Source organism: Entomomonas moraniae (assembly GCF_003991975.1).
Classification (GTDB): domain Bacteria; phylum Pseudomonadota; class Gammaproteobacteria; order Pseudomonadales; family Pseudomonadaceae; genus Entomomonas; species Entomomonas moraniae.
Genome location: NZ_CP029822.1, coordinates 1,377,897 through 1,391,703 on the forward strand (window position 1 = coordinate 1,377,897; position 13,807 = coordinate 1,391,703).

Here is a 13,807-nt window from a genome sequence, read left to right on the forward strand (position 1 = left end):
AATGACACTATTATTAGCCAGTGATACTATATACAAATTGCCTTATATATATATTCATTAAAGTTATTGTTGGCTTCTTAATTTTAAGTTCAAGAGGATAAATCATGGTTAATAAGAAAATTACTGCAGCTATTTTTTGCTTATCTATTTCTTGTCTGACAGCCAACGCAGATGAGTTGATTGTTTCTGCCGCAGCTAGCTTAAATAATGCTTTCAACGAAATAGGCCAAAAATTTGAAGCAACTCACCCTAATGATAAAGTATTGTTTAATTTTGCAGCATCAGGCACCTTATTACAGCAAATGGCAAAAGGTGCACCCGTTGATGTATTTGCCTCTGCTGACCAAGAGACAATGAATCAAGCTGAACAGAAAAAACTAATTGTCGATAACTCACGTAAAAACTTTACACAAAACACATTGGTTATTATCGCCCCAACCCAAAGCACATTATCGTTTAATGGATTAACAGATTTAGATTCAGAGGCTATTAAACGCATTGCTGTAGGTAACCCTGCGAGTGTTCCTGCTGGGCGTTATACTCAAGAAGCGTTAGAGCAAACAAAACAATGGCAAGCACTACAAAGCAAATATATCTATACCCAAAATGTACGCCAAGCCCTTGATTATGTAGCGCGTCAAGAAGTGGATATTGGTTTCGTGTATGGTAGTGATGCAGCTATTATGAAAGACAAGGTAAAAGTTTTATTTACTATTCCTTTAAAAACACCCGTGACTTATCCTATTGCCCAATTAAAAGACAGTAAACATAGCCAATTAGCTAATGAATTTATTGACTTTATTTTATCGAAAGAAGGACAACAAATACTAGATAACTATGGCTTTTCGACCATTAAACCTTAACTAATTGCTATGGATATTGCTTGGATAGCCCTGCTTCTCTCTCTTAAAATTGCTGGTTGGGCTATATTAATTAACTTAGTGCTTGGAATTTCTGTTGGCTATTTGTTAGCACGTAAGCAATTTTACGGCAAAGAGCTTCTCGACACATTGCTTACCCTCCCCATGGTAATGCCGCCAACAGTACTAGGTTATTATTTATTAGTTTTACTTGGCCGTAATGGTTGGATCGGCCATTTTTTGCAAGACACGTTTAATATTAATTTGATTTTCACATGGCAAGGAGCCGTTATTGCATCGGTCATTGTCACCTTCCCTCTCATATTTAAACCAGCTCGCGCTGCTTTTGAGAGCATTGACCGCCAATATGAGCAAGCTGCAAGCGTACTAGGTATTTCGGTGCTTGCCATTTTTTTTAGAGTAACATTACCTCTTGCATGGCGTGGTATTTTAGCGGGTGTTTTATTAGCTTTTGCCAGAGCATTAGGAGAATTTGGCGCAACACTAATGGTCGCAGGGAGTATTCCAGGAAAAACACAAACATTATCTATTGCTATTTACGAAGCTGTACAAGCAGGACAAGATGCAATTGCTAATACAATGGTTATTATCATCTCGATCGTTTGTATTATTATATTATTATTAGCCAAACAGTTATCGGCCTATAAAGCCAATTACTGATGATCTATGCAACTTGAATTAACACTACAAAAAACATTACTATCACCTACACGTATTTTTCAATTAGATGTCAACATTACGTCTAACAGCCAGCGTATTGTCATTTTTGGTCCATCTGGGGCTGGAAAAACAATGATATTAAAAAGTATTGCTGGTTTAATAACACCTGATAAGGGATATATTAAAATAGCGGATAAGGTTTTATTTGATAGTACAAAAAAAATAAATCTTAAACCTCAACAACGTCATTTGGCCTATCTTTTTCAACATTACAGTTTATTTCCTCATTTAACAGTTGGCCAAAATATTGCTTTTACATTAAAAAAAGGGCTATTTAATCCAAATAAAAAAAATTTTCCTCCGCAAGCCAAACAATGGATAGAAAAATTAGAATTAACAGAGTTAGTGGACCTCTACCCTCAACAACTTTCAGGGGGGCAACAACAACGCGTTGCCTTAGCAAGGGCACTAACAACAAACCCCTGCATGTTACTGCTTGATGAGCCCTTTTCTGCTTTAGACTATGGATTACGCCACAAAGTACGTCACGAAATAAATGAGCTTCAGCAGCAGTTGAATATTCCTATTATCCTTATTTCTCATGATGTTGAGGATGTAAAATTGTTTGGCGAACACGTAATAGAAATTCAACAAGGACATCTTAAAGGCTAATTCGTAGGCAAGGACTTTATTGTTAATACTTTTTTAACGGATAACTCATAGCGCCAATATAATATTATGTTACAATCGCCAAAAATATCTTATCCCCCCTTTGTAACAGCGTTTATTATGATAACAAATACCGACATACACTCTATTACTAGCCAACCAGAAGCTAGACCTTTAAATAAAAATGACTATAAAACACTTGCTCTATCTTCTTTAGGTGGAACATTAGAGTTTTATGATTTTATTATTTTCGTTTTTTTCACTAATACGCTGACTCATCTCTTTTTTCCTGTTGAAAATATTTTTATTGCACAAATGCAAACCCTCGGAATCTTTGCCGCAGGTTACTTGGCACGCCCTATAGGTGGAGTCATCATGGCTCACTTTGGGGATAAGCTAGGCCGTAAGCGCATGTTTACTCTCAGTATTTTCTTAATGGCTTTACCTACTTTTATCATTGGTTGCTTACCTACCTATAATACCATTGGCGTGCTTGCGCCATTACTTCTCTTACTTATGCGTATCTTACAAGGTGCAGCTATCGGCGGAGAAATGCCAGGGGCTTGGGTCTTTATTGCTGAACATACACCAAAACAACGCTATGGTTTAGGCATTGGTGTTCTTACATCAGGAATTACAGGAGGTATTTTCCTTGGTTCTATTGTCGCCATTATTGTTCAACAACTGTATTCAGATAGCGAAATCCATGCGTTTGCATGGCGTATTCCTTTTTTATTGGGAGGTATTTTTGGTTTTATATCCGTATACCTTCGCCGCTTTTTAGGGGAAACACCTATTTTTAAAGAAATGGCAGCTAATAAGGCTATTGCTAATAACCTGCCTATTTTGACGGTAATAAAAAAACATAAAGCAGCATGCTTTATTACGGGTATATTGACATGGTCATTATCTACCACCATTGTTGTGACTGTTCTAATGACCCCACCACTTATACTAGAAGGGATGTACCATATTGATAGGACAACATCATTATTAGCTAACTGTGTTGCTACACTGATGCTAACCTTTGGCTGCATTTTTTGGGGTTATCTCTGTGATAAATTAGGTACACGCGTTGCTCTTACTCTTGTATGGGGTGGTCTAATCTTAAGTAGCCTTTATTTTTATAATTCGCTACATACAGGCATTAGCACCGAAATCCTTATTTTTAACTATGGATTAATGGGGTTTTTCGCTGGCTCTACAGCGACGACACCTATCGTTTCTACACGCGCTTTTCCGCCTGCGATTCGGTTTACAGGTTTATCCTTCGCTTACAATTTGTCTTATGCTATTTTTGGCGGACTAACTCCATTAATTGCTAGAGCATGGCTTCAATATACACCAATGGCCGCCGCCTATTATGTAACAATCACGTCTATATTGGCTTTAATAGTGACATTTATACCCTTGGCCTACAAAGGTTATCAAGCTAAGTAATCACACCATAGATAACTGGAATAAATAAATGGGCTTCAGAAAAGATATTAATGGACTACGAGCTATCGCTGTTCTTGCTGTAATTTTATTTCACTTTAAAGTCACTGGATTTGATGGTGGTTTTAGTGGTGTGGATATCTTTTTTGTCATTTCTGGTTATTTAATGACGAGAATTATTTTTACGCGGATTGCTAACCATCAATTTTCTGTCATAGACTTTTATCTTCATAGAGCCAAGCGCATTATTCCTGCATTGGCTTTTTTGTGTATAACACTTAGTATCTTTGGATTCTGCTTCTTTTTAACTGCTGACCTACGTGAAGTCACTCAAAACATTCGAAAAGTTATTCTGTTTATATCAAATTATACTTTTTATGAACATGCGGGATATTTTGATACCCCCTCAAAAGAGAATTGGCTGCTGCATACATGGTCTTTATCAGTTGAATGGCAGTTTTATTTAATCTACCCATTGATTCTCATCGGACTATCTAGACTCTTCTCATTACAAAAGATACGCTTTATTATCATTATCATGGCAATTATTTCTCTTATTTTTTCTATTGCTTATACACCTATTAACCCTTCTTTTTCTTTTTACTCGCTCCCTACTCGATCGTGGGAAATGTTAGCAGGCGGAATAGTTTTTTTATTTCCCTTATCATTGTCGAGCATATTTAAAAGATTAATCGAGTGGGGAGGACTTGGCCTAATTTTATTAGCTTTAGTTTTATTTGATGATAGTTTTTTATGGCCAGGTTACTTAGCTCTTATCCCTGTTATAGGGGCTATGTTCATAATTTGGTCAAACCAAAATAGCATCATCACTGCCAATCCCCCTTTTCAATGGATCGGTAAAATCTCTTACTCAGTTTATTTGTGGCATTGGCCTGTTGCTGTACTTTTATTGACAAGTGGACTACTAACAAATCCTATTTATAAAGTTGCTGGCATTATAGTTTCTTTTATATTTGGTATATTTTCGTATTTATTTATTGAGAAAAAACTCAAATTAACACATAGTAAAATAGTCGAAGTGATTAAATACATAGGGATTATTTTGACCACTATTTTATTCGCTGCAATTACAGGATCATTAGCAAAACATCACCCTGAGCTACGCAGCAAATTCTTACAAGATTTAAATTATATCACTGAAAATAAGTACACCCCATTCTCAAAGAAATGCTTACTTACTAACAATACTCCTCCATCATCTGAGTGCATCTCAAATAAAGGTGAACTAAATATGATAGTTTTAGGAGATAGCCACGCTAGTGTTCTATTTTCTACAATAGATGAAGCCAACAAGAAAGGTTCTTCTGCTTTATGGGCTATGGGTAATTGCCCATTTATTCAGGGCGCAAAATTTGCTAAACCAATCTATCAAGGATGTAATGAGTTTGTTCCCGCAAGGCTAAAACTTCTTGAAACTTCTTATTCCAATATTCCCGTATTAATCTCTAATCAACTAACATCCTATTTCAATGAGTCAAAAGGTACTATGTACTTTACAACTAAAAATAAAAGTTTTGAACAAAACTTTCGTTCATCTTATATCAATACGGTATGTAAAATAGCAAAAACACATCCTGTTTATATAATCAAACCTATTCCACGGTATCCTTATGATGTACCTAAAAAAATGGCTAGTAATCATTTATTTAGTTTTAGTACTCTACCGTTAACCATTTCTCTATCTAAATATCAAAATGAGAATAGCGTTATACTAGATGTAATGAAAGAAGCATCAAATGTTTGCGGTGTAAAACTATTAGATCCCACAGCTTACCTATGCCAAAACAATACTTGTCATGCTAACATCAAAAATCAACCGTTTTACTTCGATAGTCACCACTTAACAAAGCTTGGAGCAGAACAACTATTCCCACTATTCGAAGATATTTTTATTAATAAACAAATATAAATTAGTTAACCAAAGAATAAGCAATCTTATGTAAAGTTGCTTATTCTTTTTGACTTTCTTATATCTCTGCTATTCATAACTAGCCAAAACTAAGAAATCACTCACTTCAGGCATCTATAAATATTTTTTCCTATACGGCTAGACTTCTGTCTTACAAGTATTAATCTAATGACTATGTAATCTCTAGTTCAAAAGGCTCATGGTTTAGAACAGCCATAAATTCTTTTAAAGCAACTCTACTGCTTACTACAACAGGCTGATCATATAGCTTTCCACGTCCTTTACCGAGTAAAATACAACCTAAAATATCCGATCGATAACCTTTCTCTACATCACCACCATAGTTACCCGCGTGGATTAAAATATTCGCTCGATTTGGTACATTTAAAATGCCAAAGACTTGACCAAATTTTGGAGAGTTAATTATTTTGCATTTATATATCCCCTCAGGAATACATGATATTTGACGTTTATTATCCTTATCCGGCAATTCTAGTGTATCAAACTGTTTTCCATCAGGCAGTGTTATAGTGCCAAATGTACCATAATCTTTTGATTCTTCTCGTTTTAGTATTACTTTCATCGTTATTTATCCTTGTTTATATTTTTACATCTTCCTACCAATCCATTTTCTTGTAAGACACTTAGCTGTTTCCAAACCAAATACATCAATAAATCTTGAAGTAGGGAACGCTTAACCATAAAAAAATAAGAATTTTTAAGACTACAAACTCTATCTATAGCAAATACTATTATGGAAAAAAAAGACCAAGTGATATTGTTTTAAAACTTGAGAGAAAGTCATTCGAAAGATATGAAACAAAACAGAAGAAAATATTGACTATTTCATTTAACAGCTATTAATGATGCTGTATTCACCGTACTATACGGAGTTGTTTTTTAATTGTTTATTATATAAACATTTCCATGTTCATTAGTCTGATTTTAACCCCCCTTCTTTACTCCTAGTCTATCAAGACCTAGCCTAATTTAATCATCAGCTACTAATAGAGTTATTTATAGATATTGTGGATAACATGAAGTACTGTATACAAATTGATTTTGTCATGGGAGAGTGTATGATAAATAAGGAAATATTTTCAGCCATTTGGTGATTAAATCACATAGATTTAATGGATAGAGGATCAATCTTATAAAAACAAATACTATTGATGGTATAAACTCAGTTTTATTACAGTGATATTATAGATAAGTTTCATCAACCATAAGATCAGGAGAGGCCAATGCGACTGTAACCGTGAAAATAATTCACCAATGAAGAGTGGAATTCTATCCTTTCATCTTATGTATCAATGCAACCAATAATTATAACGCTGTTTTTTTCAATTTACTTTATCACCTGCATTACTTTGCATAGATTACCAATATTTCCCCTAGTTATTTTATTATTACAGATACTATGATTATCTTCACTAATGCACGAGTGAGTTATATCTTATTTTTAAAAACCTCTTTATCACTAGCTATTTATTTCTCAATGATGAAGTCTTTATATGTTATTTAGGATGCTAAAAAACAGCTCATTATCCGTATGATGACACCTATTATTAAATGGTACAATCTAAACAAATAGTACTACAATGTATTGTAATGAGTGTAATATGAAACTACTTATTGTCGAAGACAATCAAAAAATGGCCGATTACTTAAAACAAGGCTTAACAGAATCGGGCTATATTGTGGATTTACTCCATAATGGAATTGATGGGCTCCACCATGCCTTAACAGAAGAGTATGATTTGATTATCTTAGATATCATGTTGCCTAAACTTGATGGTTTAGCCATTTTAAAGACTGTCAGGCATGCGGGTAAACAAATGCCCATCCTGCTACTTTCCGCACGCGACCAAGTATCAGATAGAGTTCAAGGATTAGAAATGGGAGCAGATGATTACCTCGTTAAACCATTTGATTTTACAGAATTACTCGCACGCATTCGTACTTTATTACGCAGATCGACGCTTAATATCACCGACTCAGATACCCTCAAAATTGCTGATTTAACACTGAATATTAAACGCCGCTACGTTATGCGCGGAGAACTACGCATTGATTTAACAGCAAAAGAATTTGCCTTACTTGAATTACTAATACGCCGCCAAGGTGAAGTATTATCACGCTCTTTAATTGCTTCGCAAGTGTGGGATATGAATTTTGATAGTGATACCAATGTGATTGATGTGGCAATGCGGCGCCTACGCAGTAAAATTGATGATAACTATGATAATAAATTAATTCATACGATCCGTGGTATGGGCTATGTGCTTGAGGATAAACAGCAATGATTGCTCGACTAAGATATTCGCTCACCTTTCGTCTTGCTCTAATGTTTTCACTGTCGGCCCTTGCTGTATTGTTACTGCTCGGTTTTGCAGTACTCTACGTGGTCAATCAACACTTCATTTCACAAGATCGTATGATGCTTGAAGCTCAATCGCAACATATTGCACAATCACTTCACCAAGTAGATACACTCTCTCAAGTTTCAACATACTTAGGTCATACCGTTTCAGAAAATGCTCACAGTGAGCATGGTTTTATTATCGTTGTGGCAAATGCGGCTGGTGATGTGTTATTTAATAGCTCACCGACACAAAATCTCTCTGCACTGGCCTTACCATCAAAAATACTTGGCGCCAAACTGAGCACATTACATCAAAACGATATTAGCTATCGCATACTCACCAAACCAATGACGATTGCAAATCAAAAAGCAATCGTTCTGGTTGCGTTAAATATTAATCATCATCAAACATTTTTAACCGCATTTAAAACCTCAATGTGGATAAGTATAGCTGTTGCTGCTGTAATCATGGGGTTACTTGCTTGTATCGTAGCACAAAAGGGTTTAAAACCATTGCATCTATTGATGGCACAAACAGAACAAATCACCATCAATAATTTATCGCAACCACTGCCCATGAATTCGACTTACTTAGAAATCTCACAGTTAACTGCAACCTTTAATGCGATGCTTGATCGATTAAATAACTCATTCCAACGACTCGTCGGATTTTCATCAGACTTAGCACATGAATTACGAACACCGCTGAGTACAATGAAAATGCAAAATCAAGTCATCCTATCCCGATCACGTACGGTTGAAGAATATCAACAAGCATTACACGACAATGCACAAGCCCTTGACCAAATGACCCGAATGGTCACTGATATGCTTTTTTTAGCCAAGTCAGATAATGGTCTCATTTGTCCTGAAGAGACCTCTTTCGCCCTACATGATGAAATCAACACCCTGCTTGATTTTTATGATTACCTTGCTCAGGAAAAAAACATCACACTACACTTATCTGGTCAAGGCAAACTCCATGGCGATAAATCTCTATTACAACGCGCATTGAGCAATCTTATCGCCAATGCAATTAATTACGGCGATGAGCACTCCAGCATTGAGATTAAAATAATAGAAGAAACGGATCAGACAGAAATCACCATCATCAATCAGGGAGAGACTATAGATGCCAAACATCTACCGCATTTATTTGAACGCTTTTACCGTACCGACAGCTCAAGAACCAATAACAGTGAGGGAGCTGGCTTAGGCCTTGCAATTACGGCAGCCATTATTGCAGCACACCAAGGAAAAATAGCTGTATCGTCTGAACAACGCCAGACATGCTTTACGCTACACTTTAAAAAAAAACACACAACAAGCTAAAACTGTTAAGTATTGGCTATGTAACAACAACCTTGCCTTTTACTTAATAAACTAATCCCACGATTTACGTGGGATTAATTAAGATTGGCTCTAAGCTATGAAATAATTACGAGTCCTCATGAACCTCCCGCTTAAAACGTCTACGTTGTATCAGCTTGTAAACAGCAGGAATAACAAACATAGAAAGTAAGGGGGCTGTGATCATCCCACCAACCATAGGCGCTGCAATACGACTCATGACTTCTGAACCTGTCCCCGTGGCCAATAAAATAGGGACTAGTCCAGCAATAATAACAGCAACGGTCATGGCTTTGGGGCGTACACGTAACACCGCACCGTGATAAATCGCCTCATCGAGTTCATCGTCTGAAAGTTGTGTTTTACCCAATTGTTGCTGATAGTCTTCTATCGCATGGCGTAAATAAAGTAACATCACAACCCCAAACTCGGCCGAGACCCCAGCCAACGCAATAAACCCCGTACCCGTTGCAACCGACAAGTGATACCCCTGAAAGTAAAGGAACCAAAAACCACCAATTAATGCAAAAGGAATACTGGTGATGATCAGCAACGCTTCATCAATCCGTCTGAAGGCAATATACAATAAGGTAAAGATAATCAACAACGTCATCGGTATCATCATTTGCAAACGTGCACTGGCACGTTCTAACAGTTCAAATTGCCCTGTGTAAGAAACACTAATACCAGAACTGAGTTTTACATTTTGACTAATTGCTGTTTGTAAGTCATGCACAACCGACACCAAATCCCGTCCACGCGCATCAATGTATACCCAACTCGCGGGTCTCGCATTTTCAGTTTTTAACATCGGTGCACCGGGTTTTATTTCAACACGGGCAACATCTGCTAAGGTAATATATTGTCCTTTGGGCGTTAAAATAGGTAAACGTCGTAAACTGTCAACATTGTTACGGTAATCTTGAGGATACCGTAGGCTAATCGGATAACTCTCAATACCCTCAATGGTATCGCCAATCATCTGCCCACCAATCGCAGCAGAAACAAAGAGTTGTACATCGTCAATATTCATCCCATAACGGGCACTTTTTTCACGATCAATATCAATATCAATGTATCGACCACCTGTTAAACGCTCAGCAAGTGCGGATACCACACCGGGGACTGTTTTAGAAACTTCTTCAATTTGCTGCGCGGACTTATCAATTTCAGCTAAATTAGTCCCTGATACTTTAATACCAATAGCACTTTTTACACCCGTGGATAGCATATCAATACGATTACGGATGGGGGGAACCCATAAGTTTGCTAATCCCGGCAATCGAACTGTCGCATCAAGCTCATCAATAATCTTATCTAGCGTCATCCCTTCTCGCCACTCGGATACTGGTTTTAAACGAATGGTACTTTCTATCATCTCCATCGGAGCTGAATCCGTAGCAGTTTCAGCTTTGCCTACTTTACCAAAAACCGTATCCACCTCAGGTACCGTTTTTATCAGTTTATCTGTCAACTGTAAAATATAGGATACTTGCCCCGATGAAACACCCGGTAAGGTTGATGGCATGTACAGTAAATCGCCCTCATCAATGCGCGGTAAAAACTCGCCACCAATGCGACTTAAAGGCCAAACTAATGTAGCTAATAAAATAAAGGAAATAGCTAAGGTTAGTTTCGCATGCCTTAATACCACATGAATCATTGGGCTATAAATTTTAATTAAAAAACGATTCAGTGGATTGGCGTCCTCCTTCGGAATTTTGCCACGAATCCAAAATCCCATCAAAATAGGAATTACCACAATCGATAATACCGCAGCACCTGCCATAGCATAGGTTTTGGTAAAAGCTAAAGGTGAAAACAGCTTACCTTCTTGTCCTTCAAGGGTAAAGATAGGAATAAACGATAAAGTAATAATCAATAAACTAATAAATAATGCAGGCCCCACCTCAACCGAAGCCTCTGTAATTACTTGCCAACGCTCTTTAGGTGTGATGGTTTTATCAGGGTATGCGTGTTGCCATTGCTCTAATTTTTTATGGGCATTTTCAATCATCACCACGGCGGCATCTACCATCGCACCAATGGCGATAGCGATCCCCCCTAACGACATGATGTTGGCATTTATACCTTGATAATACATCATTATAAAAGCAATAAATAAACCTAAAGGAAGTGAAATAATAGCAACCAAAGCTGAGCGCACATGCCATAAAAACAACACACAAACTAACGCCACAACAATAAACTCTTCCAGTAATTTACCAGTTAAATTATCAATTGCTCGGTCAATCAGTTGGCTCCGATCATAGGTTGTCACAATTTCAACGCCGTCAGGTAAACTACTTTGCAGCGCTTTAAGCTTATCTTTGACATGACCGATCACTTCACGCGCATTTTCACCTGAACGCAAAATAATAATACCACCGACTACTTCACCCTCACCGTTGAGCTCCGCCACACCTCGACGCATTTCTGGCCCTAGTTGCACGCGAGCAACATCTTTAAGATAGACTGGTGTTGCATTCTCGTCAGTTTTTAATACAATGTGATTAAAATCTTCAATCGTCTGTAAATAGCCACTGGCACGCACCATGTACTCAGCTTCGGCTAGCTCAACAACTGAACCACCCATTTCCTTATTACCACTATTAATGGCTTGTTTAATTTGTGGTAATGAAATGTTGTATTGTACTAGCTTTAAAGGATCAACCACCACTTGGTATTCTTTGACTACACCACCCACGGTAGCCACTTCAGCGACACTGGGTATGGTTTTAAGTTCAAACTTTAAGAACCAGTCCTGTAACGAACGCAGTTCAGCTAAATCATGTTTACCACTGCGATCAACCAAGGCATACTCATAGATCCAACCGACACCTGTTGCATCAGGCCCTAGCATAGGTACAACGCCTGCGGGTATTTTGCCCTGAACTTGATTTAAATACTCTAATACCCGTGAACGTGCCCAATATAAATCCGTATTATCATCAAAAATAATATAAACATAAGACTCACCAAAAGAAGAAAATCCCCTAACAGTTCTAGCACCGGGTACAGAAAGCATTGTCGTGGTTAATGGATAAGTGACTTGATTCTCTACAATCTGTGGGGCTTGGCCTGCATAATTGGTTCGAATAATAACCTGCACATCAGACAAGTCAGGTAAGGCATCAACAGGGGTTTTATAGGTGATCCAAGCGCCCCAGACAGAAAGCAATAACACCCCCATCATCACTAATAATCGGTTGGCTACCGATTTTTGAATAATCCATTTGATCATTAATGTGCTCCTTGATGTCCAGTCATATTGTGTTGATTGGTCTTGTCGGCTGGTTGCTCACGCATGCGCTCAAGTGCCCCATTAATATTGGCTTCTGAATCAATCAGGAATAAACCGGAGGTTATGATTTTCTCACCTGCTTTTAATCCTGACAGAATGGCCGTTTTACCACTGGCCTCAGCATAAATTTTGATACGTTTAGGAATAAATCGCCCTTGCTCATCTTGAGTAATCACCCGTTGCTCATCACCCGTATTAATAATGGCTTGTGAAGGCACTAACACATAGTCTTGGGTTTCTGTTTGTAATTTAACAATAGCACTCATCCCCGGTTTTAACTTGTGATCAGGATTAGCCACAAACAAACGCAATGATAGGGTGCGCGTATCTGCCTGAGCATTAGAAAGTATTTGCCAGTCAGTAATCTTAAATTGCTGTTCAGGTAAAGCAGGTACTTCAATGGTTAACTGGGTATCTTTTGTCAACAGATCAGTCAACGACTCAGGAACAGAGGCTACAACCCAAATTGGATCAATACCTTGAATAGTTGCGATTAGGGCAGACTTATTCATGGTCATACTACTGCGCAAATCAAAGCTCGTTAATACTCCGCTGATAGGTGCACGAATAGTTAAATAACTTTGAATCTTTTTTGTTTTATTCAATTGATTAATTAGGCTTTTCGGCATACCCGCCAGATAAAGGCGCTCAAGAACACCTTTTAATAATGCGGGCGATGCATTAGTCCTAAGCAGCGTTAAATACTCGCTTTGTGCAGAAACCCAATCAGAAACCGTAATAGCAACCAACGGCTCTCCTTTCTTGACATAATCACCCACCGCCAATGGATAGCTTTTTTCAACAAAACCTGATGCCCTCGCATGGACAATTTCATATTGATATTGGTTAAAATTGACATTAGCCGGTAAACTTTGTTGATACGTTAACTTACCTGTTTCAGCAATATCAGTACGTAAGCCCAAATTTTGTACTTGCGTTGGGCTAATGGTGACGCCTGCCACCTCATCGCTTCCTTCATCAGCATATTTGGGTACTAAATCCATATCCATAAATGGCGAAGGGCCTGGTTTATCAAATTTGGTAGCGGGGTACATCGGATCGTACCAAAAAAGCACTTTACGTTCAGCGGCAGTGCTAGTTCCCTCTGTAGCTTTCGAAGTGAGTCGTGAGTAACTAAATGCTGTTACCAGAATGCCAAGCACCATTCCTATCGTAATCAGCATGATTGCTTGATATTTTTTAACCAACAT

Annotated in this window: 10 protein-coding genes; 7 read left to right on the forward strand and 3 right to left on the reverse strand. The window is 37.7% G+C overall.

What is annotated here, in order from left to right; translation table 11 throughout:
- Positions 1–104: 104 nt before the first annotated feature.
- The 5 genes from modA (at position 105) to DM558_RS06620 (ending at position 5,577) form a co-directional block, all read left to right on the forward strand.
- Positions 105–863 carry a molybdate ABC transporter substrate-binding protein gene (modA, locus tag DM558_RS06600; protein ID WP_127162858.1) on the forward strand — a complete coding sequence of 253 codons (759 nt, stop codon included), beginning with the start codon at positions 105–107 and terminating at the stop codon, positions 861–863.
- 9 nt (positions 864–872) lie between these two features.
- A complete protein-coding gene (gene modB / locus DM558_RS06605) occupies positions 873–1,541 on the forward strand; it encodes a molybdate ABC transporter permease subunit (protein ID WP_127162859.1) in 669 nt (222 codons plus the stop codon).
- 6 nt (positions 1,542–1,547) lie between these two features.
- Entirely contained in the window at positions 1,548–2,213 is a 666-nt protein-coding gene (locus DM558_RS06610; RefSeq protein ID WP_127162861.1) for an ATP-binding cassette domain-containing protein, read from the forward strand.
- 117 nt (positions 2,214–2,330) lie between these two features.
- Positions 2,331–3,650: an MFS transporter gene (locus DM558_RS06615; protein ID WP_127162863.1), complete on the forward strand. Its 1,320-nt coding sequence runs from the start codon at positions 2,331–2,333 to the stop codon at positions 3,648–3,650.
- A gap of 28 nt (positions 3,651–3,678) precedes the next feature.
- Positions 3,679–5,577, forward strand: a complete 1,899-nt coding sequence (locus DM558_RS06620) for an acyltransferase family protein (protein WP_127162865.1) — start codon at positions 3,679–3,681, stop codon at positions 5,575–5,577.
- A 172-nt stretch (positions 5,578–5,749) separates the two neighbouring features.
- Here DM558_RS06620 and DM558_RS06625 read toward each other — a convergent pair whose 3' ends face one another.
- A complete protein-coding gene (locus DM558_RS06625; RefSeq protein ID WP_127162867.1) occupies positions 5,750–6,160 on the reverse strand; it encodes a DUF5675 family protein in 411 nt (136 codons plus the stop codon).
- 1,039 nt (positions 6,161–7,199) lie between these two features.
- Between DM558_RS06625 and DM558_RS06630 the strand changes: the two genes are divergently transcribed.
- On the forward strand, positions 7,200–7,883 hold the full coding sequence (locus tag DM558_RS06630) for a heavy metal response regulator transcription factor (RefSeq protein ID WP_127162869.1): 684 nt from the start codon (positions 7,200–7,202) through the stop codon (positions 7,881–7,883).
- Entirely contained in the window at positions 7,880–9,274 is a 1,395-nt protein-coding gene (locus tag DM558_RS06635) for a heavy metal sensor histidine kinase (protein ID WP_127162871.1), read from the forward strand. Before DM558_RS06630 ends, DM558_RS06635 begins: the two co-directional genes overlap by 4 nt.
- A gap of 106 nt (positions 9,275–9,380) precedes the next feature.
- On the opposite strand, the gene DM558_RS06640 is transcribed toward DM558_RS06635, so the two are convergent.
- Positions 9,381–12,536 (reverse strand): efflux RND transporter permease subunit, encoded by a 3,156-nt coding sequence (locus DM558_RS06640; RefSeq protein WP_127162873.1) that lies wholly within the window; start codon positions 12,534–12,536, stop codon positions 9,381–9,383.
- Complete coding sequence (locus DM558_RS06645; RefSeq protein WP_127162875.1) at positions 12,536–13,807, reverse strand: efflux RND transporter periplasmic adaptor subunit; 1,272 nt, start codon at positions 13,805–13,807, stop codon at positions 12,536–12,538. The genes DM558_RS06640 and DM558_RS06645 overlap by 1 nt, the downstream gene beginning before the upstream one ends.

Coding starts and splice junctions, on each gene's coding strand:
- DM558_RS06620 (WP_127162865.1), top strand. CDS start 3,679: ATGGGCTTCAGAAAAGATATTAATGGACTACGAGCTATCGCTGTTCTT.
- modA (WP_127162858.1), top strand. CDS start 105: ATGGTTAATAAGAAAATTACTGCAGCTATTTTTTGCTTATCTATTTCT.
- DM558_RS06640 (WP_127162873.1), bottom strand. CDS start 12,536: ATGATCAAATGGATTATTCAAAAATCGGTAGCCAACCGATTATTAGTG.
- DM558_RS06625 (WP_127162867.1), bottom strand. CDS start 6,160: ATGAAAGTAATACTAAAACGAGAAGAATCAAAAGATTATGGTACATTT.
- DM558_RS06635 (WP_127162871.1), top strand. CDS start 7,880: ATGATTGCTCGACTAAGATATTCGCTCACCTTTCGTCTTGCTCTAATG.
- DM558_RS06645 (WP_127162875.1), bottom strand. CDS start 13,807: ATGTTGGTTAAAAAATATCAAGCAATCATGCTGATTACGATAGGAATG.
- modB (WP_127162859.1), top strand. CDS start 873: ATGGATATTGCTTGGATAGCCCTGCTTCTCTCTCTTAAAATTGCTGGT.
- DM558_RS06630 (WP_127162869.1), top strand. CDS start 7,200: ATGAAACTACTTATTGTCGAAGACAATCAAAAAATGGCCGATTACTTA.
- DM558_RS06610 (WP_127162861.1), top strand. CDS start 1,548: ATGCAACTTGAATTAACACTACAAAAAACATTACTATCACCTACACGT.
- DM558_RS06615 (WP_127162863.1), top strand. CDS start 2,331: ATGATAACAAATACCGACATACACTCTATTACTAGCCAACCAGAAGCT.